Raw genomic sequence first — 26,370 nt, forward strand, 5'->3', positions numbered from 1 at the left:
GATGCGTACAAGGACGGTGCCGATATGAGAAACAATATAACAGTTAACTTGGATGATCCAAACTATTACTATAACCGAGAGCTAAGTTGGCTGGAATTCAATAAACGTGTAATTAAAGAAGCGGATATGGATGCCAATCCTCTCTTGGAACAAATAAACTTCTTGGCTATTGGCAGCTCTAATTTGGACGAATTTTTTATGATTCGTGTGGCCGGACTTCAAGATCAATTCAAATTCGATCCGAGCCAACGCGACTCCAAAACCCAGTTGAATGCTGAACAACAGCTTGAAGCCATTTCCAGTAAAAATCGTCGCAATAACGAAATCCAATATGCCCTTTTCCATAAAAGAATTAAAGATTTAGCGGTTCATAATATCTATTTTCCCAAAATATCTGAATTGACAGAAGCAGAACAAAAAGAAATTGAGAGCTATTATCAGGAAATGATTTTTCCTGCCCTTACTCCGTTGGGGATTGATGCTTATCGTCCTTTTCCCAATTTGAATAACAAAGTGCTTCATATTTTTGTTAATCTATCAAAAGGCGAAGAAAAACACATTGCGGTTGTTCCAATCTCAACCTTCTTGAACCGATTCTACATTTTAAGAGACGGTGATATCACGAAAATCATAATGATTGAGGATATTATTCAGAGACACTTAGCTAGTTTATTCATGGGGTACCATGTCTCCGAAAGTTTCACTTTCAGAATCACTAGAAATGCTGATTTTGAAGTACAAGAAGAAGGGGCGGAAGATTTATTATCGGTGATTGAAGATTATGTCAAACGTCGTAAAAATGGTGTGGCTGTGCGGCTCGAAGTTCGTACAACTGATTCGGGCGATTTACGAGCCAATAATGTCGCCTTTTTGATGCAAGAACTAGACCTCTTGGAACGGGATCTTTATAGTTTTGATGGGCCTTTAGATTTAACCATGTTGGCGGAGTTAGCCGATGCCCTGGAGAGTGACTACCCTGAATTGAGATACGCACATTTCTCCCCAATCATACCGAAAGAACTCTTGGGAAAATCCATATACGCTGTTACAAATAAAAAAGATGTTTTCTTGCATCACCCTTATGACTCATTTACACCAGTTATCGATTTTATTGAAGAAGCATCACGGGATAAGAACACCCTGGCAATCAAACAAACGCTTTATCGTGTATCAAGGGATTCACCGATTATTGCTGCCTTAAAAGAGGCCGCAGAGAATGGGATTCAAGTTACTGTTTTGGTGGAATTAAAAGCTCGGTTTGACGAGGAAAATAATGTACACTGGGCAAAAGAATTAGAAGACTCCGGTGCTCATGTTCTTTACGGGGTAACAGATTTAAAGACGCACAGCAAAATTACGCTTGTTGTAAAAAAGGAACAGAATAAGATAAAGCGGTACATCCATCTGGGGACCGGCAATTATAACGATAAAACGGCACGCGGCTATGAAGACATGGGGATTTTTACCACTCATCAAGAAATTGGCGAGGATGCAACAGCCTTCTTTAACTACCTTAGTGGGTATTCGGAAATCCCCGAGTACAAACAATTATATGTCTCTCCTTATGAAATCCGCCTTTCTTTCCTTGAATACATTGAAAAAGAAATGGATTTCCACCGCGAATACGGCAATGGTCAAATTATCGCAAAAATGAATTCTTTGACCGATAAAAAAATTATCATGAAACTCTATGAAGCGAGTCAAATCGGGGTTAAAATCGATTTAATTATTCGTGGTATTTGCTGCCTGAAACCAGGCGTATCTGGAGTGAGTGATAACATTCGTGTTATCAGTGTTATTGGCCGCTTCCTTGAGCACAGTAGAATTTACTATTTCCATCAAAATGGTGCAAAAAAACTCTTCTTGTCTTCAGCTGACATGATGACACGTAACATGATCGGCCGGGTAGAAATTGAATTTCCTATTTTGGATAATGCCATCAAAACAGAAATCCTGGATATTTTAGATGTTTATCTTCGTGATAACCAAAAAGCCCAGGCGTTAAATACTGATGGAGACTATATCCATATCGAGACAAATGAAGAACCTTTAAATGCACATCAACATTTTATTGATTTGTCATTAGCTGAGAAAGCCTTGACACGTGAAGAACAATTAAAGGAAACTTGGTTTTCCCGAATTCGGGGTCGTATGCGGCGGAATAAATGAACACTCCCCCACTTAAATCCTGACGGATTTTGAAGTCGGGGTTTCTTTTTGTCTAAAGTGACGCTGCAGCGGAACTCGACAGTTGCCGAGAGGCTTCCCTTTGGGAAGTGGCTGTTTCTTCTCTCCACAAAAAGCAACGCAAACAGTTTTTACTGTTTGTGGGCGGTGACGCGCCATCTACTACTCCCTAACATGGTCGTAGATACTTTGTCTGTTCCGCGACTGCCCACGGCAGGAAGTTCCCGTACAGTGTCTTGCTGAGGATGTTCTTGGCTCCGTGAATGTCGCGGTGGCTGGTGTAGCCGCACGCACAACGGACATTGCGACCGGTATGTTTCTTGCGGTTGTGGCAAACAGGACATGTTTGCGTACTGTAGGCTTCGTCCACCTTTTGGATGGCGATGCCGGTGGCTCTGGCTTTATACGTCAGGTAGCTCATCAGCTTGCCGAAGCTCCAATTGGACAGCTTTTGCGTCACTTTTTTTCGTTTCTTCCCTTTGGTGTTGCGTTGGACGCCGTCCACATCACCGACATAGACCGTCGAAACCTGCTGTGCGACGCACCAATCCACAAAGTTTTTGGTGGTCTTATGCAGGGCATCCTGTAGCTGGCGGGCGCTCTTGGTGCGGACGAAGTTTTTGGCTTTTTGGTATTTCTTCCACTGGCACGAGCCTTTCTTGCACTTCGACTGCAGCCGTTGCAGTTCAGCCAGCTTCTTGTTGCGCAATTGGTGGATACTGCGTGCCTTGCGTCCGCTAATCAGGACGGAAGAACCGTCTTCCGCAAAGGAAGCAATACTGTGGATTTCGCCCAAGTCAACAGAAGCCGCCTGTTGTTGCCCCAAGGGCGGATTTTCTATCCCATCGTCGTAAGTAACGGACAAATAATAATGGGTGTCGTGGCATAGCTCCACTTCCTTGATGGTTTCGACAGGAATGCCGTCTAATCCGGATACCCGCAACTTCAGTGGCGGTTGTCTTTTGCCGTTGCGGATGCCCAATGAGAGGGTGACGACATTACCTTCTATGGAAAAAGCCTGTCCGACCCATTTGGTGTTGAAGAAGAACTTCTCCTTGTAGGGGTAACGGACATCCTTGCGCCCTGCGATTTTGGCTTCCTTCGCCGCCAGACGGGCGTTCAGGTATTTGTGGGCGACGGCTTGGATGCTTTGACTATGCAATGCGACCGTTTGCTTGGTTTCGCTTTGCAGTTGCGTCTTGCCTATCCACTTGCCGGTGGCAAGATGATGTGCCTTGGACTTCCGCAAGCACAGGTTCCACACTTCAGCGGAAGCTTTGTTGCAGGTATCCAATGCCGGTTTCAGCTTCGCTTGATTTCGAATCATCAATCGTTTTCCGTGGTACATAACCTTTCCTCCTTCCTTGATTATAAGGATATTATATAACATGCCTTCGTCTTAAGTCGATTTTTATTGACGTAAATAGGAACTATCGTTCCCCATTGGGGAACCGAAATTCATCTCCCGCTTTCACTGGTGCCATGCACCGAAACGTTTAGAAGCGGGAGACTTCTTTCGGAAGCCGTTAAAAAAAGAGGTTCTTGGTTATCTGGTGTTGGTGAAGGAAATGCCCTTCGGCCTGCGGGGTTGCTTGTGTACTGCCGTGGGACCGCCCTGAGCCTGTAGTCTCCGGGCTTGCAAGCCTCAAAGGGACCGTAGACGCTGAAGCATCAACGGTCCCTACTTTCGCATTGCATCCTTGACACGGCCACAAGCAACCCCACCGTCCTTCGGGATTTCCGAGAAGAATACCTACCCACACCATAAATAATAGAACCAAAAAAGAGACAAAAGCTGTTTATGATAGCTTTTGTCTCTTTTCTTATTTAGTTCTTCTAGAAAGTATTAACCCAATAACAAAACCAATAAATGATGGGATCAGCCAGCTCATTCCGTAATTAAATAACGGAACCGTAGCTTTCGCCCAAATAGATACTTGCTCCAGAATGAGCCCACTTCTCCACTCTTCTGGCAAGGCTTGGATAAAATCAAGCAAGGCAAATGGGAGGGTAAAAATCGTGGTCATTCTGTAAACAATATCCTTATCCTTAAATAGCGGACTCAGTATCGCTGTAAAGATAAGCGTAATCGCTAATGGATACAGGAACATCAATACAGGAATAGACAAAGTGATGATTTGTTGCAATCCCAGGTTTGCTACTCCAAATGAAATACCTGTAAAAAGATATACAAATTGGTTGTAAGTTAACTTATTAGGGAACAAGGTCACGAACATCTCACTGATGGCAGTCAGTAACCCTACTGCTGTTTTGAAACAAGCAACGGTAATAATAACGGCAAGAACCACTGCTCCAAAAGCTCCGAAATAATGATCAGAAACGATTGCTAAAGCAGCTCCCCCGTTGGCACTAAGACCAAAAATACCTTGACTTGTTGCTCCGACATAAACCAGACTTGCATAAATGATGGCCATCAATGTTGTACTGAACAATCCAGCAATCACGGTGTCTCTTGCTATTGCGGATGGTTTTGTTACCCCTAAACTTTTGATGGTACTGATAACAATAATACCAAATGCTAAAGCTGCCAAAGCATCCATCGTGTTATACCCTTCTAGAAACCCACGAAAAAATGCTCCTGCTTGGTAAGTCTCCTGAACAGGAATCGTCCCTACCTCTCCCATAGGTTTTAAAACGGAAAAGATGACTAGTCCTGTTAATGAGACCAAGAATATCGGATTTAATACTTTACCTACCCACGTTAAAATTCCTGAAGGTCGTAATGTAAACCACAAGGAAAAACCGAAGAATAAAGCTGAAAAAATAAGAAGTGCCAGTTGCAAAATCCCTTTATCTAAATATGGTGCAAATGCTGCTTCGAATGATACAGTCGCAGTTCTGGGAATCGCAAAGAATGGCCCAATCGTCAAGTACAAAGCGATGGTATAGAATAATCCATAACCAGGTGAAATCTTGCTGGCTAATTCGTACAAACTGTCCTTGCGTGCTAGCCCCATTGCCACGATGCCAAGGAATGGTAGCCCCACAGCCGTGATGATGAATCCCAATGTTGCTTCCAGCATATTCGATCCGGCTAGTTGTCCCATTTGGACAGGGAATATTAAGTTCCCAGCTCCAAAGAATAATCCGAACAACATCGAACCGATAAACAGGTAATCTTTGAACGTTAATTTTTTGTCCATGAAATTCTCCATTCCTAATAATTTTTGTCTATTCTATCATGAATTGATGTGAACCTCCATATGGTATAATCATATTGCGAGATTTTTTCCGAAAGGAGGATGTTTATGGATAAAGCAGACATATTATTAACTAATTTAACGATAAAGGGAAACTTTTATGATATTTCGTTATATAGTGGTTTTTTATATTTATGGAAGGATAGATCAAATGTTTCTATTTATCATTGGCGAAAATGGATTGAACACTTAGGCCTTCAGGATTTGCCTATTTACCAAGAACCAATTGTAAATCAGTCACTTTTTCTGGACGAAGCGGATCTACAACCTTTTTTGTTCAAAGCACTACATTTTGATCGGCCTATTCGGGGGAATTATATTTATCGCCATCGTCTCTATTTTATAGATGAAACAGGATTTTATGTCCGGTACCCCGAAAAAGCAAATACATCTGAAACACTATTGATGAAAGGTGATTTCCATAGTCTAGATATTAGTTCATCCAACCGGATAATTTTGGTATCAGAAACGGATGGTATTTTCGAATGGCATATGGAAACAATCATTCCCTGGGATGATACACCAACTGCTTCAATCGTTTTGCGAGGTAATGATATCCTTCAGTTAGATGAAAATGATGAGCCTATCCAGCTAATGGTCTTTGGCATGAAAAAGAGAGAGCCCTATCTTATTGAAAAGATAGCGAAAAATAAGTTACAAATAAACACAACATATTATAAAACATCATTAAACTTCGATAGTGATGCAGAAGCCGTTCAGGCCATCAGTCTCTTCCACTTTTTACCTGATGTCGATAGAACCACAACCCAGATAATTGGTGATCCAATTAAGATAAGAATGATTCCTCATCCTAACTTAGCCAGTGAAACACTTGATGACCAGTATCTTTCGCTCTCTGAAAACAGTAAGGGTTTAACGATGCGATTGGGAAATGATACTTATTTTTCTTATGATGAGTACCTTTCATATCGCCTGTATCCCAAATCACTTGATTATCAGAATCATCTTCATCTCATTTCGGATGAGCAAATAAGTTTATTTATGTTTAATAAACTGCTTTAATCATGGTTCGAAATGCTTTCAATTTGAAAAGATTGTGTTAGAATGTGAAAGGACAATATTAAATGAATTGAGGAATGCCAAGAATGATTACTGTATCAAACGTCAGTTTACAATTTTCTGATCGTAAACTTTTTGACAATGTAAATATTAAATTCACTCCCGGCAACTGCTATGGTGTAATTGGAGCAAATGGTGCTGGAAAATCCACTTTCTTAAAGATTCTTTCTGGTGAAATTCAACCTTCAACCGGTGACGTTATTCTAGATCCAAATGAACGTTTATCTGTTTTGAATCAAGATCACTTTGGTTTTGAAGACAAACAAGTACTCGACACCGTTATCATGGGTAATAAACGCCTTTATGCAGTACGTCAAGAAAAAGACGCTATTTATATGAAGGAAGAATTTACTGATGAAGATGGCATTCGTGCTGGTGAACTTGAAGGTGAATTTGCGGAACTAAATGGTTGGGAAGCTGAAGCAGATGCTGCGAGCTTGTTGCAAGGTTTAGGAATTTCCGAAGATTTGCATTACAAAAATATGAGCGAACTGATTGAACCACAAAAAGTTAAGGTTCTTTTAGCACAAGCTTTGTTCGGTCAACCAGACGTTTTACTTCTGGATGAGCCTACTAACGGTTTGGATAAGCAATCAATTGATTGGTTATCTGAGTTTTTAATTAACTTCCCTAACACTGTTATTGTTGTATCCCATGACCGTCACTTCTTGAATACGGTTTGTACACATATGGCAGACGTTGACTTCGGTAAAATCCAACTTTATGTTGGTAACTACGACTTCTGGTTGCAGTCCAGTCAATTAGCTTCTAAACTGGCAGCAGACCAAAACTCTAAAAAAGAAGAAAAAATCAAGGAATTACAAGATTTTATCGCCCGCTTTAGTGCGAATGCTTCTAAATCGAAACAAGCAACGTCCCGTAAGAAAATGTTGGATAAAATTACCTTGGATGATATTCAACCATCTTCACGTAAATATCCATTCGTTGGTTTCTCACCGGAACGTGAAATTGGAAATGATTTATTGATTGTTGATGGTCTATCTAAGTCTATCGATGGTGTGAAAGTATTGGATAACATTAGTTTCACATTGAACCGTGAAGATAAAGTGGCTATTACAAGTCGTCGTGATATTGCAACAACTACCCTATTCCGTATTTTGATGGGTGAAATGGAACCAGATGCTGGTACTTTCAAATGGGGTGTTACAACTTCACGTAGCTACTTGCCTAAAGACCACTCAAGCGAGTTCCCAAATCCAGACATCAACATTCTGGAATGGTTACGTCAATTTGCTGGTCCAGAAGAAGACGATAATACTTTCTTGCGTAGTTTCTTGGGTCGTATGCTCTTTACTGGTGACGACGTTATGAAGAAAGTATCTGTATTATCCGGGGGCGAAAAAGTCCGGGTTATCCTTTCTAAAATGATGTTCTCCAAAGCAAACGTTCTAATTTTGGATGATCCAACAAACCATTTGGACTTGGAATCAATCACTGCTTTGAACGATGGTATGATTGCATTTAAAGGCGCTTTGTTGTTCTCATCTCATGACCACGAGTTTATCAATACAACTGCAAACCGCATTATTGAAGTAAGTGCCAATGGTGTGGTGGACCGTATGGATACCACCTACGAAGAATTCCTGGAAGACAAGAATGTGCAGGCACGTGTGGCTGCATTGTACGAATAAAAATAAAGCAGGAAACAGCATATCACAACATGCTGTTTCCTGCTTTTTTGGCTTAATTCAACCGCTGCAATTCCTCTTGTACGGATTTCAACAATCCCTCGTCCGTGATCACCAGTAAAATAAATAACCCGATCAGGACACCCAACGAAAGGTGCCATTGTTCCAAGTTCAGGACAATGCCACTGCCCCCACCTATGAGATGGGGCAGGAACCATCCAATCGGAATGACGGCTAAGAAAGGGATAAGTCCGTATAAATGACTCGGAAAAAAGGACAATTTGCTATACCAATCAGATACAGACAAAAGCACACGGCTGTAGCCCCACCCGGCAACTGCCAACAAGACGCCCAGTAATACTACCGCCCCGTAATATTTCACCGGTAATGAGGTGATGGCTCCGATATCGAGTGCCGGTGTTAATCCAAATACATTCAGTGAAACAAAATTGGCGGTGACCGTCGCAATGAACGTCGTCAAGGCGATGAGTGGCGAGAAATTGTGATGGATTTCCTCCAACACAAACATGAGCCCGGCGACTGGGGCGTTGAATGCTGCCGCCAACCCCGCCCCGGCACCGCTGGAAATCAAGATTTTATCGGAAATTTCGTCCCCGCCGGAAATGTCACTGACCCCCCGGCCCACCATGGCACCCAACTGGATGGATGGACCTTCTCTTCCCAAGAACAAACCTGATCCGATCGCCAAAATTCCGCCACAAACTTTTTCCAAAGAACCGGCCACCATTCAAGTGTCATCAACCCCTGAACCTGCCCTTCCACTTGAGGAATGCCGCTCCCTTTTATGTCGGGCTCGCTTTTGATCAATTTACCAAGGAAAAACGCCACCAAAACCGATAGCACTATCCATCCGATTAAAGCAGGCGGACTTTCATGGAAATAGTGATAGCGTTCCACTATCGTTTCCAAAAGCTTTTCAATCCCCAGACGGAATAAACTGACCGTTACCCCTGCTATGGTCCCAACTACAATCCCTTTAGCAGCATAAGCAATCCTTCGATCCCTTGACACTATTTCTTTTACTCTTTCCAACAACTAAATCCTTCTCTCTGACTCATCAAAATACTTGATCCTTCTTTTATCCTTATCTTTTTTCCCAGAAGATATTCGCAACACAGGCATTGCCGCCGCCATTTTCGATTACATGGGCGGTGCGGAGTGCGCCATCTTCCATTTCCTCGAAGGACACACGGCTCTCAATGACATTTCCATAGCCGACTTCCTTCTCATACTTGATGGAAATGGATTTCATTTTGTAGTTCCGCAAAATGTCCACATCGACCGAATTGATGATCCAGTCAAAATACTTGGCATTATTCACGTGCATATTACCATCGATATCCAAATAACGTACCCGGAATGGCATACTGGTGGCCTTTTCAGGGTTAACCGGCTGTATTTTCGGTGAACGCCGCATCGTCCTGATTTCTTCTGCCTGGTACGGTGCCACCAATTCTTGGGTAACGGTTGTCAGTTTACGGGTTTCCACTGCCATCACCCCGAATGTCGTGATGGCCTCCGCCAACAAGTTTTCCGCCTCATCAAAAGCCCTGAATGCACGGTAGGTAAAGAAGCGGTTATAGCTCAAAGCCTCTGTTTCCAGCGTGATTTCCTCCCTACGGGTCGGCATGCGGTTTATCGTTATGTCATACTGGATGATGATCCAGGCCAAGCCGAGATCGTTCATGAATTCATTCGTGTTTCCCAGTGCATGGCTTTGTAATCCGGATGTTTCCACCATGGCGTTGATCAATGCCGGTAGCGTCATCTCTTTTTGGACATCACATTCATAGGTTTGAACGACGTGTCTGTTGCGATATTTTAATCCACTCATAGTTGCTTCCTTCACCTTTTCATTTTTAACTGATTACTTTTGCCATGCCGCCATCAACGAGGAGCGTCGATCCGGTGATGTACGTGTTCGCATCGGAAAGTAAAAACGCGACCGCTTTACCAAACTCCTCCGGTCTCCCCATGCGTCCCAGCGGGATTTTGGCGGTCGTTTCCTTTTCAACCTCTTCAACAGAAACGCCTTTTTTCTCGGCATTGTCACGATTCAACTGCTCGATCCTGCCTGTCCCGATCGTCCCGGGAGCGGCAACATTGACCAAGATGTTATCCGGTCCCAGTTCCTCGGCCAGGGATTTCGATAACCCGACAATCCCGTTCCGGAATGTGTTCGATAAAATCAGGTTCGTCATCGGCATTTTCACCGAAATGGAGGCGACATTGACGATTCTTCCGCCGTGTTTGCGCAAATCAGGCAACACTTCCCGGATGACCCGGATGTAACTCAATAAATTCAGTTCGAACGCTTGTTGCCAGGCTTCATCGTCGAAGTCATCGAAAACCCCGCTTGGCGGACCACCGGCATTGTTCAATAAAATGTTGATGGTACCCAAACGTTTCCGTGTTTCCGAAACGAGTGCCTTGATGTCTTCCGGTTTGGTGATATCACAAGGATAATAGGTCACCCTCCCGTCACCCAGCAATTCAAGTTCAGCTTGCACATCGCGCAGGGTATCCTCGCTCCGGCTCGTCAACATGACATTGGCCCCTTCTTTCACCAGCTCAGCGGCAACGGCTTTTCCGAGCCCTTGGCTGGATGCGATAATCAATGCATTTTTTCCTTTCAGACCTAAATCCATCAAAAATCCTCCTTTTCCGAACAAACGTTTGATATAATGAATGAAAAGTACTGACTACATTTTAACATAAAGGAGGAAGGCAAGTGCGACTATTGCATACTGCCGATTGGCATTTGGGTAAAATCGTCAACGACTTCTCGATGATCGAAGACCAACGCTATCTGCTGAACAAACTGATTGAACAAGTGAAAACTTTATCTGTCGATGCCGTCGTCATGGCGGGTGACCTCTATGACCGTTCACTTCCGCCCAAAGAGGCAGTGGCCTTGGCGGACGAAATCCTGACCCGGATCGTGAAGGAACTCGGTGTTCCGGTGCTGGCCATTTCCGGGAACCATGACAGCAGCGAGCGCCTCGAATACGGTTCCCGCCTATTCACCCAAAACAATCTCCATATCGAGGGGACCCTCAAGGAAAAGACACGGAGAGTCACCATCGGTGATGCCAATTTCTATTTGGTGCCTTTCGCCGATCCCGCTTTCGTTCGCGAAAAAATGCAGCAACCGGAAATCCGGACGATGGAGGATGTCGCGCGGTACCAAATCGAGGCAATCAAGGCCGAATGGAATCCGGCCGAAATCAACGTCCTGGTCGCCCATGGTTACGTCATCAACGGTAACGTCGAATCCGTTGAAACATCCGCTTCGGAAAGACCGCTCAGCATCGGGACAGCCGAATACGTCCCGGTCGGTTTACTGGAGGGATTCGATTACGTCGCTCTGGGACATCTCCACAAACCGCAAAAGGTCAAAGAGGACCATATCCGCTACAGCGGTTCCCTGCTCAAGTATTCCAAATCCGAAGCAGACCACAGGAAGCAAGCCACCCTCGTCGATCTGGAGAAAGGAAAGGTTTCCTTGACGCCCCTGCATATGGAACCTTTGCGCGATATGAAAATACTGCGCGGCACATTTGCCGAGTTGCTCGGCCAACGTTCAAACGACTATGTCTTCTTCGAGCTGTTGGACCAGGAAATTGTTTTCGATCCGATGAATCAGTTGCGCAAGAAATTCCCGAATGCGATGGGCTTGGAATATTGTAATCGTCAAGCCAACGCGGTTTCGAGCATCGCGCTCACCCAAGCCGATCTGAAAGCCAAGAAACTGCCTGATCTGTTTACCGATTTCTATGAAGATGCCACAAACACGACGCTCTCCCCGGAAGCGCGAAAATTCATCAGCCAAGAATTCCAGCTGGCGGAAAGGAGCACCCATGAGACCCATTAGATTGGAAATGACCGCTTTTGGACCGTATAAAGAACGTACGGTCCTGGACTTCACCGAGTTCAACAACCAATCCTTGTTCTTGATCAGCGGACCGACCGGCTCCGGTAAAACAACCATTTTCGATGCCATCGCCTACGCGCTCTACGATGATGCCAGCGGTGCCAGCCGCAACAAGGATTCTTTCAAATCAGACTTCGCCACGGACGAAGATCTTTGCCAAGTCGCTTTTACTTTCGAGGTGAACGGGAAGGAATACTACATCGAACGCAGACCCGAGCAAAAAGGTCCCGGCAAGCGCGGCATCATTTCCCACAGTTCTTCCGTCGCCTTCCACCATGACGGCCAGGTAACGACCAAAATCATGGATGCCAACAAGGAAATCGCCCAACTGCTGGCGTTGACTTATGACCAATTCAAGCAAATCGTGATGCTCCCGCAAGGCGAGTTCAAACGGTTGCTGGAATCGGACAGCAAAGACAAGGAAGCGATTTTCCGGAACATTTTCGGGACGGAAGTCATCCTGACATTCCAGGACAACCTGAAAAAACAAGTCTCCCGATTGAACAAGGAAGTCGAGGGAAACCGTACAGAACTGCGGGCGTCATTCACTTATTTGTCAAGATTGGAAGATGAATCTTTGCAGAAAAGCCAGGAGGAAGAAGATACCGAGGCTGTCCTCGAGCGGTTACGGGAATTGCAGGCTGATTACCTGCAGCTGGCCGCCGGGATTACCGCGCAGCAAAAAGAACAAGCACTGGAGCTGACAAAAGCCGGGAACCAATTAGCGCAGTTGCAAAAATTGGAAATCCTTGTCCAACGCGAGGCGGAATTGGCGGAACAAAAAAAGCACTTTGACGTTTTGGAAAAACAAATCATCCAATACGAAAAAGCCCAAACCTGCCTGGAAGCAAAACGGATCCTCCAGAAGGAAGTGCAGACCAGAGACGAGCTGGAAAGTGAACTGAAAAACAAAAAAGAACAGTTCGCCGAAACCGGGGCTGTCTTGGAAGAAGAGCGCGTGAATTTCCTGACTTTGGCCGCCGCCCATCAAAACCTTCCCTTATGGCGTCAAGACTTGAAAGAGCTCGATAAACAAGTCGAGACATTCGCTTTGATCGGGAAGCTGGAGCAAAACGTGCGTGTACTGGAAAAGGTCCAGGCGGAAGCTCAAGAAGAATACTCTGACCTCGCCACCAAGGCGGAACAACTGATAGAAGAAAAAACAGTCGCATCGACCCAGTTGAAGGAAAGTCAAACGGCCCGAGTTGATGTGGGAACCAAAAAAGATGCGGTCCATGAGCTGAAACACTATCAAGCGGGACTTGATGTGCAATTGAAAGAACTGACGGCCATGCAGAAGCTGGTGGAAATGCACCGAGAAGCACGGGCCGCATTCATGGAGGCGCAAGCAAAAGCCGAAACGCAGCACCAAGTATCGGTGCAGGCCACACGTTTGTTCAATCAAAACATGGCAGGACTATTGGCAAATGGCCTTGAAGACGGTTCCGCTTGTCCGGTATGCGGCTCGCTGGACCATCCCCTCCCCGCCCCTTTGCTGGCAGAAGCGCCGACCGAGGAGGAACTTGAAGCCATTCAGGATAAAACGAGTGAAGCCGACAGGCTCCACTCGCAGGCGGCCGAACGCGTCGGCAATATCAACAAGCAGCTGGAGGACCTGGAAAAGCTGCTTGGCTTCAACCGGGAAGACTGCTCCGTCCATTTTGAAAAAGCAAAAAAACGCCTATCCGACACGCTGGCACAACTATTGGAATCGGAAACGCAGATTGCGGCGCTGCAAAAAATCGCTGACCAGCAGGAACAGCGTAATCAGCTACTGGAAGCCATCCAGGAACAGGAAAAAAATACGCACTTGCGCCAGAAAGAATTGGAAACGCTCATGCAGACACGGGAACAACAGCTGCGTGACGAGAATGCAACTCTGCAGGAACAGCTTGCCCTTGTAAAAGGGCTGACGCAAAGCAAAGTGAAAGCCGATCATGATTCGTTGGCGGAAAAAATCGAAGCGACAGAAAAAGATTATCCTTTGGTGCAGCAAGAAATAACCGCATTGGAGAAGGAAATCGCTGTCCTGGCGACTACCCAAGGTTCGCTGGAAAATCAGATCGCCTCCGCCCTGACGCGCATCGCCGAAGCCAGAGAGAGTTATCATGGGAAATTGGCCGCTGCGCAGTTGTCGGATGATTTTGAAGCGCAACTGATGCCGCGCGCCCAGGTCGAAGCAGCCAAAAATGACTTGGGCAACTACCAGGACGAGGTCAAAGTCACCGCCCGGAATTTGCGGGACCAAGAGAAACTCGTAGCCGCATTCCCGGAAAACCTCGCTGTCGCTACGGTGCTGGCCACAATCGACAGCTTGGAGGTAAGGGGGGAGAAACTGGCCCAGGAAAGCAAACGGCTTTCCAACCATATCCAAAGCATTGAAAGTGGGCTGGAAAACATCAGCACAACCTATGAGCGTGGAAAAGCACTCCTGCAAGAATTCGGCCGCATGAAGCGCATCTCCGAAATAGCCAATGGCCAGTCGAGCGAAACCGGCCGCCTTTCTTTCGAGCGTTATGTGCTGGCCATTTATTATGACGAGATCGTCCAAGCGGCAAACAAGCGCTTGACGCAAATGACCGATAACCGTTACTTGCTGCTCCGTTCAGAAAGAGAGGCAAAAGGTGCCGGCGCGAAAGGCCTGGAACTGGATGTCTTCGACCACTATACCGGCCAAATGCGCAGCGTCAAAACCCTTTCCGGAGGAGAAAGTTTCAAGGCATCCTTGGCGTTGGCTTTGGGGTTGAGTGATGTCATGCAGCAACAAAGCGGTGGTATTCAAATCGATACGCTCTTTATCGATGAAGGTTTTGGGACGCTCGATCCCGAATCGCTGGAACAAGCCATCCAGACATTGTCAGAGTTGAACGCCAACGGCCGGATGGTGGGCATTATCTCCCATGTGGACGAATTGAAGGCCCGGATACCCGCCCATATCAAGGTGACCCATTCCGCATCAGGAAGCCATGCGGAAATTGTGGTCTAGCTCTGACTGCTCCCCATGGATAAATCCAGGGGGTTCCAAGGGCAGTTGGGGCGTCACGGACCGTACTGGCGACGTCCTCACAAAAGTGTGGATGTCGTTTTTCTATTCCCGTTCTATCCCCAAAAGCCCGTGGACTTTCTCAACAAGGCACCCGGTGGCACCATTGGCGTTGAAGGCTCGCAGCTGAACCTGTTGGTTGTTTCGGTCTTTTAGTTGCTATGCAAACTGGAAGTCCGGCAGCCCGAAGTTGCGGGACTGGCGTGTTGTTGCTTGGCGGAGTGTCTGGATGCAGGTGTCGTGGTGCGTCAGGAAGGTGGCGAAGGTGGCGATGCAGCCGGCTCGGTCGGTTTCTTTCAGGGATGGCTGGCTGTTCCGGAGCAGGAACGCACTGTACAGGTCCCGCTGGACCCGTCGTCCACCCACGAGGGTCGTGCGTTCGGCGCGGGTCTTCTTGATATAGGTGTCAGCGACATGGTTGTATTGGCTGGCACGGAAGGTGACGGTGTCCACTTCGTGCACGGCGCCCCCTTCTTGGGGGGCTTTTTGTTTCAGGATGGCGACCAGCATGCCGGGGGCATGGTAGCCGATGGAGGTGCCGTAGCGTTTTTTAGGGTTCATGCGCCCGTCCTTGTTGACGGTGGTCTCCTTGGCGCGCTTCATCAGCGCCCGGAAATCCATCCGTTCCACATAGACCCGATTGCCCATCGCCAGGATGGCGTTGGCGGTCTTGTTGTGCGCCATCTTCAATGCCGCCGCCCGCTTGCGGTAGAGGTCTTTCAATCGGAACAGGTTTTTCAGGTAGTTGTTGCTGCGCACCCAGGTCAGTTTGACCCCGCGCTTGGCGGTGCCGTCCGGGTTGAAGTTGGCGGGGTTGGTTGCCCGCCGGCTGCGGTCGAGCTTACGTTGCAGCAGGCGGATGGCGCGGTCGTAGGACCGTGCTTCCGGGAACAGTTCCTTCAGGAGGACGCCGTCCACTCCCGCCACCGCAACGGTGGAGGTGCCGATGTCCACGCCCGCTTGCGCATCCGGTGCGGGCTGGCGGCGGGGCATGCCGGTGTCGTTGTTGCGTTTCACCGGCGGTGTGCCTTCCAGGACCAATTGCAGGAAGTAGCGGTTGCCGCCCTTGAAGGCCCGACGCACGAGGCGGCAGTACTTCACCCGATGCAGGGCGAGGGATTCCTGTACGAACAGGTCGTTCTCCCGTATTTTGACGGGCAGGACCAGCTTGTTCCATTCCACACGGTCGCCCTTGAAGCGGATGCCGGAGCCGTTCGTTTTGCCCTCCACGGAGTCCAATTGGCCGAATTTCTTGAAACGGACCTGCCTGCCCTTGCCATACAGGAGGGAGGACACGCTGACCCAGACCGTAGAAGCGATTTTTTGGGCGGTGAAGCTGTCGATGTGCTTCTCATAGGCAGGACGCATCCGACCGATACGGGAGTGGAGTGCGTACTCCGTTAGACCAAACATCTTTTGGATGTCCCGAAGCTCCTTGTTGCACGCCGTCTCGCGCTTCTTGTCCTTCGCTTGGATGGCTTGGCGGCGCTCGGCCAACACCGCTTGGTAGCGGCGGTTCTTGTACAGTTCAGTCAGTTGTGTCCGCGCATGGTGCAGGACCTTGTTGTAGAGGCGTTCCGCGATGGTGAACCGCTTGTCCAAGACGGCTTGCTCGTTTTGGTGCGTGACAAGCCGTAGCTCTACCACGAACGAGGGTGTTTTGCTTCTTGCCATGGGTGTCCCTCCTTTCTGATGGGCTTGGTTTTCGTGCTTACTGGCGTTGTGAGGTCTTTTGGCTTTGGATGTATTGTTTAATCGTTTCGAGTGGTGCGCCACCCACGGTGGAAACGAAGCAGCTGTTCGTCCAAAGGGTTGGCAATTTTGTCGTTAATTCCTTAAATTCCTGTCTGAGCACGCGGGAAGATGCCCCTTTGATGCGCTTCACTGCTTTGTGGACCCCGAATTGCGGGTCCACGTCCAAAAGGAGGTGCACGTGGTCCGGCATGATTTCCATTTCAAGAATTTCGACGGATAAGGCAACACACGTTTCCTCAATCAGCTCCTTTAAGCGTGCCGCTATTGGTCCGACAAGGACCTTTCGCCGATACTTTGGACACCAGACCACATGATAGGTGCAAGAATAAGTGATGTTATTGTTTGATTTGTAGTTTTTATTTTCCCTATGCGTATTATACATCATCTGCCTTTATAATACACCTAAAAGCACATCTTATATCCCCATAGCTAAAGCAAGGGGCTTTACGACGCTATTTGGTAAAATGAAAAATCACCCCTCCACAGCCGTTCACATGGCGTGGAGGGGTGATTCATTATAAGGATCAGCGTGCAATCAAGACATCGCAACGGGCGTGTTTGGTCACATGTTTTGTGATGGAGCCAAGCACCATTTTGGCAATATTCCCTTTTCCGGTTGCGCCCATGATGATCAAGTCAATATTCCAATCCTTGACGAGTTCTTCCGCAATCAATTTCTTGGCATTGCCGAATTTGACCTTTCTTTCCACGTGTTGATTTTCATGTTTGGCATAAGCTTCCAAGGCTGCAAAGAAACCTTCGCGATCACGTTCGATTTGTTCCGCTTCTTCTGGATTGTCCACTTTATCAACGACCGTCACCAAGTATAGATTTGCACCATTCCGCTTGGCAATATGGACGGCCTTTTTGAAGGCTTGAATGGATGGCTCGGAGCCATCAACGGGAACCATGATATTCTTATAATTACGGACCATGATAAATCAATCTCCTTCCAAGAACCAAAATGGAAACGCTTCCTACACTGATATTGTACAAGAAAATTGCCGAAAGTGAAAGGAATTATGGTTCCAATTTTTTGAATTCAATTTCACCAAATGCCTTGATGTCTTTCTCAAGGGTAGCCTGGTTCAAGTCCTCCCGAACTTTCTTGATGGAAGCAGCTGTCATTGCCGCATTGACAATTCCTGTAGTCAACACATCCACCAAGTTCTTGGTGTGAAGATAGCGGTAGACGATTCCCGAAATCAGGGCTTCATGCGTTCCCCAGACATAATGTTTCGACTCCTTGTTGTCAAGGTCGAACCGGATCAAGCCGTGCTTATTGCTTCCGTAATCGATGCTGCGGCTGCGGTCGGAAATGATGACATGTTCCACACCCATATCCAAAAAGCGGTGAATGGCCTCGACCACTTGCTCATCGGTATCAATCTTCATATCAAAGAATATCTCGGCATCTTCCCGACTCGTCACAAATAAATGGACACCCCTCAAATCATCCGGAATATTATGTGTTTTCAAAACGGATGCCGTCACAAGCGAGAGCGGTGTTTTATTCTTCATGGCGAAATCGATGACAGCTTCGGTGGTGTTCTTGGGTAAGTTGGTGTCGATGACAATGGCCTTCGCCTGTTTCAACAAGGAGAGACGCTTGATCAGCCAATTCGGCGTCATTTTATCGTAGATATCCATTTCCGATAGCGCCAACGAAACTTCACCATCACCATTGACCACTTCCGTATACGCCCCAGTTGCTTGACCTGGAATCGTCTCGATTTCGTTCACCTTGGCAAATGGACGCATGAAATCCTTTATCGCTTCCGCTTCGCGGTCATCACCCACCAAGCTCAACAATACGACGTCCTCTTGTAACCTGCCCAGGTTTTCCGCAATGCTCAAAGCCACCCCGCCGCAAGTGGTTTCGGATGTCACGTTTTTTGATGCCCGTTTGATCAATTCATCCTGGATGAAAAACCTTCTGTCGATCGCTGCCGCACCAATGCAAACGATAGGCCGTGTTTCATTGACCACATAGGCCTTTCCCAATAAGTACCCTCTCTTGACCAAACCCGATATGATATTCGCCACAGCAGGTCGCGATAAACCAATCTTATCCGCCAACGCCTGTTGGGAAATAAATGGATCTTCCTTAATATATGCAAACACTCTGGATTCTTTCTCATTTAACGCCATACGTCATTCCCCTTCTCAACAAACTTCAGGATTGGTCCCATCCAATCTTTCACACGGTCTGAAAAAACTTACCCCCGCCTTGTTTTTTCAGCATAGAAGTGTGCTTCTTTTATCGCTTTTTCAAAATGGCTGTTCTTTCCTGATAATTTGTATATTCTAGCCGCTTCGTAATACGCGGCAGCCAAGCCTTCAAAATCATCGGGAGCTTGCTTCTTGCGAAAACGGATTTCCTCTTCACTCAGGACTTCAGCTGCCTCGAAATCCGCTGATTCACGGGTAATCACAACAAGTTGATGGTGCATTTCCAATTCATGAGGAATATTATTCGCTTTTTGAGCATTCAACCGGCCCTCTTCGAAACAGCCCTTGGCACCTTCGTAATTTCCCTGTTTGGCATAGTTGATTCCCAGTCCATAAACAATCATCTGATACAGTTCGTTTTCTTTTTCATCCAATAAATATAAAGCTTCGAGGAATAGTTTTTCCGCAGATTCGAATTTCCCTGATTCATGCAACGCCAATGCCTTGTGTCCCAACGCTTGGATCTTTCCTGCATTCATACTCTCACCCGCTTCTTATTTCTCTTTACAATTATTTTACATGAGTTTCATTTTTTAGTAAACAGAATGACTGTCAATTGTTTAAGAAATAAGCATATGTTTCTCATTTTTAACCTTTTTTGATGATGTTGCGGACGAGGAGGATCATGGCACCTCCCAACGAAACCAAGCTGAGCAATACGATCAAGCGATTAAGGATGACATTTCTTTTCACCGCCCCGGTCAGGGTTGCATGGTTGAATTTAAATGTTACCGAAACCAGAGACCGGACTACTTGGGTCGGGGAGGTTGCTGCGGTAGTGTCGGAAGCCTGGATCCCTTCAGATTCGGGCTCTGTTTCTGCCAGGACCACGGACGATTCAGGTGTATGGGAGCGTGCTTCGGCATTGGCCTGACCCGTATTGGGGGCCGATGCAATGACGGTAGGGATTTCGGTCGTTTCCACACGTTTCGAATGAATCAATATCCGCTTGTCATTGATCATGTAAGGATGACAGGAAAGCAGTGTCAGCAAATCCTTTCCCTGCTCTATCCCCAGGCTGGAGGCATCATTAGCTTCGACAATTTGACTGCCGGTCACTTCATAGGTGAGCACTTTGTCCAAAACGGTAACCAAGATTTTATCCCCTGGCACAAGCAAGTCGATGAACCGGAAATAATTGGCACCGGCATAGCCACGGTGGGCTGAGATGACCGCATGGGTACTCTCCCCACCCACGGGAAGTGAGGTGCCGGACACCGTCGCAGCCCCCAAAGAGAGATGGTAATTGGTGGCGCCATTAAACAAAGACAGTTGTTCACCTATTTTCGGTATCGTGATATAGCCGATCACACCGTCCGGAAAAAGCTCGGATGTCACAGGATATTCGTCTGGTGCCACATCCACCGTAAAAGGATCGGTTATATCTGTACTCCCTGCATCTTCTTGAGGCGGATTTCCCTCTGTCGTTGTTTCGCTCGGTGCATCAGGCTGATTGACTGCTTCCAATTGCTCGGTATAAACGTGGAGGTCCTGAACCGGATATACCTCCACCCTCTCCTCATAGGCCTGCAGTTGTTCCGCCATCTTCATTTCATTGAGGAATATGCGTAACTGGGGAACGCCAATGATAAGGACCCCTACCATGAACAGGATGAGGTAAATGTTCTTTTTCATGACTTTCCACCTGCCTTTTTCCTGGTTTTCAAATACATGACGGTTCCAAGCAACACCAGCGACAAGACGACTGCCGCGATGACGGTGGCGATCGGTTTATTTTCTTCCACGGTGGTGAAAATACGTTCGGATGGCATCAGGGGTTCCGCTTCTTGCGCGGGGACAAAGGGCACACGCGCCCCGGTCACCAGGATGCGGTGCGTGTTGATCATGTACGGGGTACAGGTGATGAGGGTTACCAAATCTTTTCCGGCCTGAATTTTCAAAGATTCCGTTTCATGCGGCAAAACGGTCTGCACTTTTTCAACTTCATAAGCCAGTGTCCCTGCCACGGAATGGATGTAAAAAATGTCCCCGACCGCCATTTCATCCAGGTCCGTGAATAATTTGGATTGCGGAAGACCCCGGTGGCCCGTCAGGGCCGCATGGGTTCCCTCGCCACCTACTGGCATGGAACTCTTTTCCAGCAACCCGATTCCCCTTTGCAGGATATAATCGGTGGTTCCCCGGTAGATCGGGATATTGATCCCGATTTTCGGGATGGCGATGTAACCGAGTGTTTCCCCTAGCCTTTGATCGATGGCGGGCGTCTGGCTTGCCGCCCGCAATTCGTTTTCCTCAAACGGGTCAACGTACGTGATATCATTTTCCATCAACGATTCATTGTAGTCATTCAGCTTTTCCAGTTCGATGTTTTTCAGTTTCTCGTCCATTTCTTCTTGTTGGCGTTTATACTGGGAAATGATCTGGTATTGGGAAATCTGTGCGTATATTTGACTCAAGTTGGGATAGAGGAAAATACCCAACCCTACCAGGAACACTAAACCAAGCAACCATTTCTTGCGGGCCTGTTTGTTCATTTCCTCACCTCATTCATCATCCGGGAGACTGTTCACCAAAGGGGCTATCCAGATAGCCCCTTTGGTGAACAGATGAATCGCTTCATCTGTCACCTGTAATTGTTATTCTTTTCCTTCTTTCCTGTACAATTTGACGGCTCCCGCCATCAACCCGAGTCCGGCAAGTGTAAAGGCGATCGTACCCATCCCGCCTGTTTCCGGTAGTCTGATTTGCGGTTTATTCAGAACGTCGTATTCGTGTGCGCCATGGTACGTTTCAGCACTTACTTCAAATTCGAAATCCGTTCCCGGCAGCATGTGTCCCGGCAGGGCGACACGTTCTTCCAGGTAGTATGTTCCGAATGACAAGCCCATTATTTCGAAAGTTCCGTCCGCAGCGGACACGAGTTCCATCGGATCGGCATTCGCTGCACTCCACGAGCGGTCTGTTTGGAGGTATTCTTTCGTTTCTGCGTTCATGCGGTAAACCCAGAATTCGGCCCCGCTCAAATCGGTGACTGCCGTGTCGCTTGATGTTTTATCGAACATCGCACCACCGGTTTGTGTGTAAGGAGGCATTTCCATCGTCTTGGACCCGATTTGAGAGCCGTTATCGAAATCAAAGGTGAAGTTGTTCGGTATTTCCTCGCCCATCAGCGCCGTTTCATTGATTTTCGTGTCAAAGGAAATCGTCAAATCATCCCCAGCGTATTTTGCCAGTTCACCGATGTAGAAATCGACGATCAGTGTTCCGCCGCCGGTCATGGCAGGTTGAGTCACATCAGCCAATCCCTCGACCGGAACACCGTCTACCAGGATTTCGAATCCGCCGGCATAATCGAGTCGGGAATCGAGTTCATCGGTGAATGTGAACATTTCATAGTCTTCGATGTTCGCCGGAATACGGATATCGATGTTCCAGTTCACGATTTCACCCCAATCGGCAGAGTAATCGTCATCGTCGTCATCGGTATTGATTTTTTCTGGAACGGTGATGATGTAGTTGTCGAACGTGTCTTCCGCCATCAAGTGGATGGTTACCAATTCGTCGGTCAAGTCAGCGTCGTGATCCCCATTGGTTACGGTGAATGGAATCTTTGTGGCATCCAGACCGTAAGGATCGTCAACCGAAATCTCCTGGACGTAGTAGGTTCCCACTTCCAGCCCCAAGCCGCCATTGTCGAAGATGATGCGGCCGCTTGTATCGTTGGAAGAAACCGTTTTCGTTTCAAGTAAATGATCCTCGGAATCGTAAAGCCCGAATGTGGCCGTCACATCAGGATTGGCCATCCGATCTTCGAAATATTTATAGAGGTCGGCTGTAGCCAGGATCAAACGGTTCTTCGGATAGACATGGACCGGATCCAGCCAGCCATCGCCATCCGGATTCGTCATCGGTACATCCACCAGGAAACTCGGGCTGGTGTGGTTGACCCCGTGCGGCAACATTTCGGTATTTTCAACCACCAAGTAGCGTCCCATCGGCAGATCGTTGAAGGTCAGGAGACCGCCACCTGCTGTCGTTCCGGACCGGGTCGGATCCCCCATAGGCGTATCCGTACTCGTTGCATCATCCGCCACTTTATAGATATCGAAGGTGATGCCGTCCAAGCCCATGCTTCCTGGCGGCGTCATCAATTCCGTTCCGTCATGGTCTTCGATTCCGGGTATCTCCTCCATATTGAATTGCATTTTATGGATAATCAGGTCAGCGACTTCCGGTTTTTCGACCACAGCTGAAGCGGTCATCGGTTTCAGGGCCCCCAGCATGACGAACATCGCCATCAGGATCGTCCCGATAAATTTGGATAAACGGCTCATTTTATTTTTCCCCTTTCTGTTGCTACCAGATTGATTGAATGTTAAACCTGCACCCAACATCATGAAAAGGCCAACGACAGTAAACAGCAAGGTTCCGGAACCTCCCGTGTTCGGCAATACCTGGATCATCCGGTTGGCGATTTCGATTTTGACATCCGGATCGTTTTCACCATCGTCATCTATGGTGATTTCCCAAGTACCGTTGGGTAATTGGTAGCCATCCGGCGCTTCGACTTCAACCAAGGTGTAAGTGCCATACGGCAGGTAATCCAACAGCAACACGCCATCCACGGTCGTTCCTTCGGCGACAACTTCTTCTTTGTCATTCAGCAACTGGAATTTGGCTCCGTCCAACAAAATCGGATCCATTGGATTGGATTTATCGACTTTGGTTATTTCCAGCGATCCCACTTTCAGCTCGTTGTGGATGTCGTAACCATCGACGGTGCTGTCGTAATTATCCACCGGCACTTCCTCGACGCGGTACACATGTGCTGTCCCTTGATCATGGTAGACGGGCAATCCCTCGAATGTACCGGCCCAATCCCCAAGGGCAGTGAGTGTCAGCGTGTCGAAAAGAAGATCATCCTGGTACAAGTTGACCGTTATTTCCGCTGGACGCAGTCCCCAATAGTCATCATTGTCGCTCCAGGACTTGGTTACCGGAATCGCCATCGTTTCCGGGGTATAGCTGTTGGTGATGTCATAACCGTATTCGGTCTGCGTATACTCCGGCTCGTCATAATCGGGAACAGCGGATTCAACCACCGTATAGACGATTTCGATTCCTTGATCCCGGTATTTCGGCAGGCCGGTGAAGGCATAATCCCAATCCGGAGCAGTGATTGTGTCAGTCTGAGCTGTTGCCTCCCCGTCTGCCCACAACGTCACAATGACCGATTCCGGACGCTTGCCGTCTTGATCGTCGGCATCATCCCATATCTTCGAACCGGAGAGACTGGTGGTTTCAGGTGTGTAACTGTTGGTGATGGTGAAGCCGCCCTCCTCGGCCGCGACGATTTCCGCCGTGTAGCCGTTCGTGAAAGTCAGCTCTTCAATGGTGTAGACATACGGGACACCGTTATTGTCCGTCATCGGGACATCCACGAATGTATTGGTCCATTCCGGTCCGGTCAGGGCCAGTGGCTCCCCGTATTCGGTCCCGTCCTGAAGCAGTTGGACAAGAATGGTCTCTGGACGTTTGCCGTCCTGGTTGTCTGCATCGTCCCATATTTTATCTACCGGAATATCCATGAGTGGTGAAGTGTAGGTGTTTACGAGGGTAAAGGTGTAGGTGAGGGTCGTACTGTCGTAGGAGGAACTGAATGCGACCGTGTAACCGTCGCCCGGATCGTGTTCCTGGGCATCGTAGATGTAGGGAACCCCGGTGGCGTCGGTATAAGGGAGTGCATCCCAACTCTTGGTCGCCGTATTGGTTCCCTCTTCTGGTTGTAATGTAAAGGTTTCATACACCAGATCGTTTCTGAGCAGGTCGATTTCAATCGGCTCCATCGGCCCACCATTCCAGGTCTTGGTCAGGTTCGCCTTGACCATCGGGATGATGACCACGAAGGTACCGCCCACATCATGCCCATTCCCGATACCATCCACATAGAACGCATACTCCGGATTGTTGAAGTCACCCAGACTGGAGCGCAAGATACGGAAAATCGTGAAACGGGAATCCTTCGTGTTCCCTTGCAGACCTTCTTCCGGCGCATATTCCGTCCCATCGATGACAATGTGTTCCAGAATCGCGTGTTCCATATAGATTTCCAACGGTTCACCGCGCAATGTCGCCCCATCCAGGTGATGGGTAGATTTGATAGCCAGGTAGACATAATCATCATAGGTCCACAATCGGACCGGTACCGTATGGGTATTGATCGAAGATCCGGTCAATTGGACATCCAAAGCCAATGTCCCGCTATCAGGATTATATTCGGTCAAGGCCATCGGGGCGATCATGTCCTGGCTCGCTTCGACTTCCGCCTTATCTTCAACAACAGGGGCTTCAGGGGCCTCCTCTTCCACCACTTCCTCGACTGGCGGTGGCGCGGCTTCAACCACTTCCGCTGTTTCTTCAACAGGAGCAGGCGGTTCGGTGATGGCTTCTTCCACTGCTGCTGGTTCTTCCACTATCGGAACCGGTGCGGCAAATGAAAAGACTTGTGTCAAGGGTGATGTGTGGATGGTGACGCTGCCAAAAACATCCTCACCCATCGTTTCCGCCAAAAGCCGCAAGGAAAGTTCGCTCAAGCTGGTGTCGGTGACATCGGTCGTGAAGGTGATGGTGTTTGATTCCGCTTCCAAAGCAGGGCCGCTGCCTTGGATTTGAACGATCCCTTCTTTGCTTGCGACCGCCAAATTCGTGTTGATGTCATAAGGGGCTCCAAGGCCGCCGCCATTCGTATCAATCTCCAGTTTCATTGCTGTAGGGGTCTCGATTGCATGTTTGGTCATGTTCACGGTCCAATTCACATGCGTTCCTTCTGGGTTCAATGACGCTTGAACGGTTGCCGAGCCGTCTGGGCCATCGTATAGAACTGAATCAACAACGTTTCCGGTCGATGCTTCTGCATAATTGGTTACGCTTCCGACAAAACCGAGGATGGTCGGTACCAACATGACAATACTCATCAGCCAAACAAACGCCTTGTCCAGGTATCGGATACGATTTTCCATCTTCATTCCTCCTTCGTCTTGATGCATGGATACGGGAAAGACAATTGCCAAAGTTGTTGACAAGTGGCTATGGAAATTTCCGCAAGACAAATAAGCATAAAGGGATGGATTTCTCCTATGGATGGGGTGTGTTTCCTTTGTGTGGGGTATAAAGTGAAGAAGCATCCCTTCAAGCTGCCTGTGTAGGGGCGATTGAACAGAGATGAAGGCAGTTTATGGCATCATGAAAAACGGGTGGCCTGCTGTGTGTGTGAAAAAAGGAGATGAA

18 protein-coding genes are annotated in these 26,370 nt (G+C 47.7%); 5 read left to right on the top strand and 13 right to left on the bottom strand.

Annotated elements, in window-relative coordinates; translation table 11 throughout:
• Nucleotides 1-24 precede the first annotated feature (24 nt).
• The gene (locus ACTVAI_RS04510) at nucleotides 25-2,169 is read left to right on the top strand and encodes an RNA degradosome polyphosphate kinase (RefSeq protein WP_443472825.1); all 2,145 of its coding nucleotides are present in this window, start codon (nucleotides 25-27) and stop codon (nucleotides 2,167-2,169) included.
• A gap of 187 nt (nucleotides 2,170-2,356) precedes the next feature.
• On the opposite strand, the gene ACTVAI_RS04515 is transcribed toward ACTVAI_RS04510, so the two are convergent.
• Nucleotides 2,357-3,535, bottom strand: a complete 1,179-nt coding sequence (locus tag ACTVAI_RS04515; protein WP_443485987.1) for an RNA-guided endonuclease InsQ/TnpB family protein — start codon at nucleotides 3,533-3,535, stop codon at nucleotides 2,357-2,359.
• A 475-nt stretch (nucleotides 3,536-4,010) separates the two neighbouring features.
• Nucleotides 4,011-5,351: a branched-chain amino acid transport system II carrier protein gene (gene brnQ / locus ACTVAI_RS04520; RefSeq protein WP_443473948.1), complete on the bottom strand. Its 1,341-nt coding sequence runs from the start codon at nucleotides 5,349-5,351 to the stop codon at nucleotides 4,011-4,013.
• 105 nt (nucleotides 5,352-5,456) lie between these two features.
• Here brnQ and ACTVAI_RS04525 point away from each other — a divergent pair, with 105 nt between their 5' ends.
• Together ACTVAI_RS04525 and ACTVAI_RS04530 are read left to right on the top strand one after the other, a co-directional pair.
• Nucleotides 5,457-6,431: a hypothetical protein gene (locus ACTVAI_RS04525; protein WP_443473947.1), complete on the top strand. Its 975-nt coding sequence runs from the start codon at nucleotides 5,457-5,459 to the stop codon at nucleotides 6,429-6,431.
• Nucleotides 6,432-6,514: 83 nt separating this feature from the next.
• Complete coding sequence (locus ACTVAI_RS04530) at nucleotides 6,515-8,140, top strand: ABC-F family ATP-binding cassette domain-containing protein (RefSeq protein ID WP_443485988.1); 1,626 nt, start codon at nucleotides 6,515-6,517, stop codon at nucleotides 8,138-8,140.
• 52 nt (nucleotides 8,141-8,192) lie between these two features.
• On the opposite strand, the gene ACTVAI_RS04535 is transcribed toward ACTVAI_RS04530, so the two are convergent.
• The 3 genes from ACTVAI_RS04535 to ACTVAI_RS04545 all read right to left on the bottom strand — a co-directional run bounded on the left by ACTVAI_RS04535 (nucleotide 8,193) and on the right by ACTVAI_RS04545 (nucleotide 10,806).
• Nucleotides 8,193-8,870 carry a chloride channel protein gene (locus ACTVAI_RS04535; RefSeq protein ID WP_443485989.1) on the bottom strand — a complete coding sequence of 226 codons (678 nt, stop codon included), beginning with the start codon at nucleotides 8,868-8,870 and terminating at the stop codon, nucleotides 8,193-8,195.
• 372 nt (nucleotides 8,871-9,242) lie between these two features.
• Nucleotides 9,243-9,992 (bottom strand): acyl-[acyl-carrier-protein] thioesterase, encoded by a 750-nt coding sequence (locus tag ACTVAI_RS04540; protein WP_443485990.1) that lies wholly within the window; start codon nucleotides 9,990-9,992, stop codon nucleotides 9,243-9,245.
• 25 nt (nucleotides 9,993-10,017) lie between these two features.
• Entirely contained in the window at nucleotides 10,018-10,806 is a 789-nt protein-coding gene (locus ACTVAI_RS04545; RefSeq protein WP_443485991.1) for an SDR family oxidoreductase, read from the bottom strand.
• Nucleotides 10,807-10,889: 83 nt separating this feature from the next.
• Here ACTVAI_RS04545 and ACTVAI_RS04550 point away from each other — a divergent pair, with 83 nt between their 5' ends.
• Both ACTVAI_RS04550 and ACTVAI_RS04555 read left to right on the top strand, forming a co-directional pair.
• Nucleotides 10,890-12,032 carry an exonuclease SbcCD subunit D gene (locus ACTVAI_RS04550; protein WP_443485992.1) on the top strand — a complete coding sequence of 381 codons (1,143 nt, stop codon included), beginning with the start codon at nucleotides 10,890-10,892 and terminating at the stop codon, nucleotides 12,030-12,032.
• Nucleotides 12,033-12,039: 7 nt separating this feature from the next.
• Complete coding sequence (locus tag ACTVAI_RS04555) at nucleotides 12,040-15,078, top strand: AAA family ATPase (RefSeq protein ID WP_443486124.1); 3,039 nt, start codon at nucleotides 12,040-12,042, stop codon at nucleotides 15,076-15,078.
• A 216-nt stretch (nucleotides 15,079-15,294) separates the two neighbouring features.
• Here ACTVAI_RS04555 and ACTVAI_RS04560 read toward each other — a convergent pair whose 3' ends face one another.
• The 8 genes from ACTVAI_RS04560 to ACTVAI_RS04595 form a co-directional block, all read right to left on the bottom strand.
• Nucleotides 15,295-16,809: a hypothetical protein gene (locus ACTVAI_RS04560; RefSeq protein WP_443485993.1), complete on the bottom strand. Its 1,515-nt coding sequence runs from the start codon at nucleotides 16,807-16,809 to the stop codon at nucleotides 15,295-15,297.
• 37 nt (nucleotides 16,810-16,846) lie between these two features.
• The gene (gene tnpA / locus ACTVAI_RS04565; RefSeq protein WP_443485994.1) at nucleotides 16,847-17,272 is read right to left on the bottom strand and encodes an IS200/IS605 family transposase; all 426 of its coding nucleotides are present in this window, start codon (nucleotides 17,270-17,272) and stop codon (nucleotides 16,847-16,849) included.
• 142 nt (nucleotides 17,273-17,414) lie between these two features.
• Nucleotides 17,415-17,825 carry a universal stress protein gene (locus ACTVAI_RS04570; RefSeq protein WP_443485995.1) on the bottom strand — a complete coding sequence of 137 codons (411 nt, stop codon included), beginning with the start codon at nucleotides 17,823-17,825 and terminating at the stop codon, nucleotides 17,415-17,417.
• Nucleotides 17,826-17,910: 85 nt separating this feature from the next.
• Nucleotides 17,911-19,041, bottom strand: a complete 1,131-nt coding sequence (locus ACTVAI_RS04575; protein ID WP_443485996.1) for a PfkB family carbohydrate kinase — start codon at nucleotides 19,039-19,041, stop codon at nucleotides 17,911-17,913.
• 68 nt (nucleotides 19,042-19,109) lie between these two features.
• A complete protein-coding gene (locus tag ACTVAI_RS04580) occupies nucleotides 19,110-19,601 on the bottom strand; it encodes a hypothetical protein (RefSeq protein ID WP_443485997.1) in 492 nt (163 codons plus the stop codon).
• 109 nt (nucleotides 19,602-19,710) lie between these two features.
• Nucleotides 19,711-20,757, bottom strand: coding sequence for a class C sortase (locus ACTVAI_RS04585; RefSeq protein WP_443485998.1), 1,047 nt, complete (start codon nucleotides 20,755-20,757; stop codon nucleotides 19,711-19,713).
• Nucleotides 20,754-21,617: a class C sortase gene (locus tag ACTVAI_RS04590; RefSeq protein WP_443485999.1), complete on the bottom strand. Its 864-nt coding sequence runs from the start codon at nucleotides 21,615-21,617 to the stop codon at nucleotides 20,754-20,756. Before ACTVAI_RS04590 ends, ACTVAI_RS04585 begins: the two co-directional genes overlap by 4 nt.
• Nucleotides 21,618-21,719: 102 nt before the next feature.
• The gene (locus ACTVAI_RS04595; protein WP_443486000.1) at nucleotides 21,720-26,102 is read right to left on the bottom strand and encodes a Cna B-type domain-containing protein; all 4,383 of its coding nucleotides are present in this window, start codon (nucleotides 26,100-26,102) and stop codon (nucleotides 21,720-21,722) included.
• Nucleotides 26,103-26,370 lie beyond the last annotated feature (268 nt).

The sequence above is a fragment of the Jeotgalibaca sp. A127 genome (assembly GCF_052266745.1).
Taxonomy (GTDB): Bacteria; Bacillota; Bacilli; order Lactobacillales; family Aerococcaceae; genus Jeotgalibaca.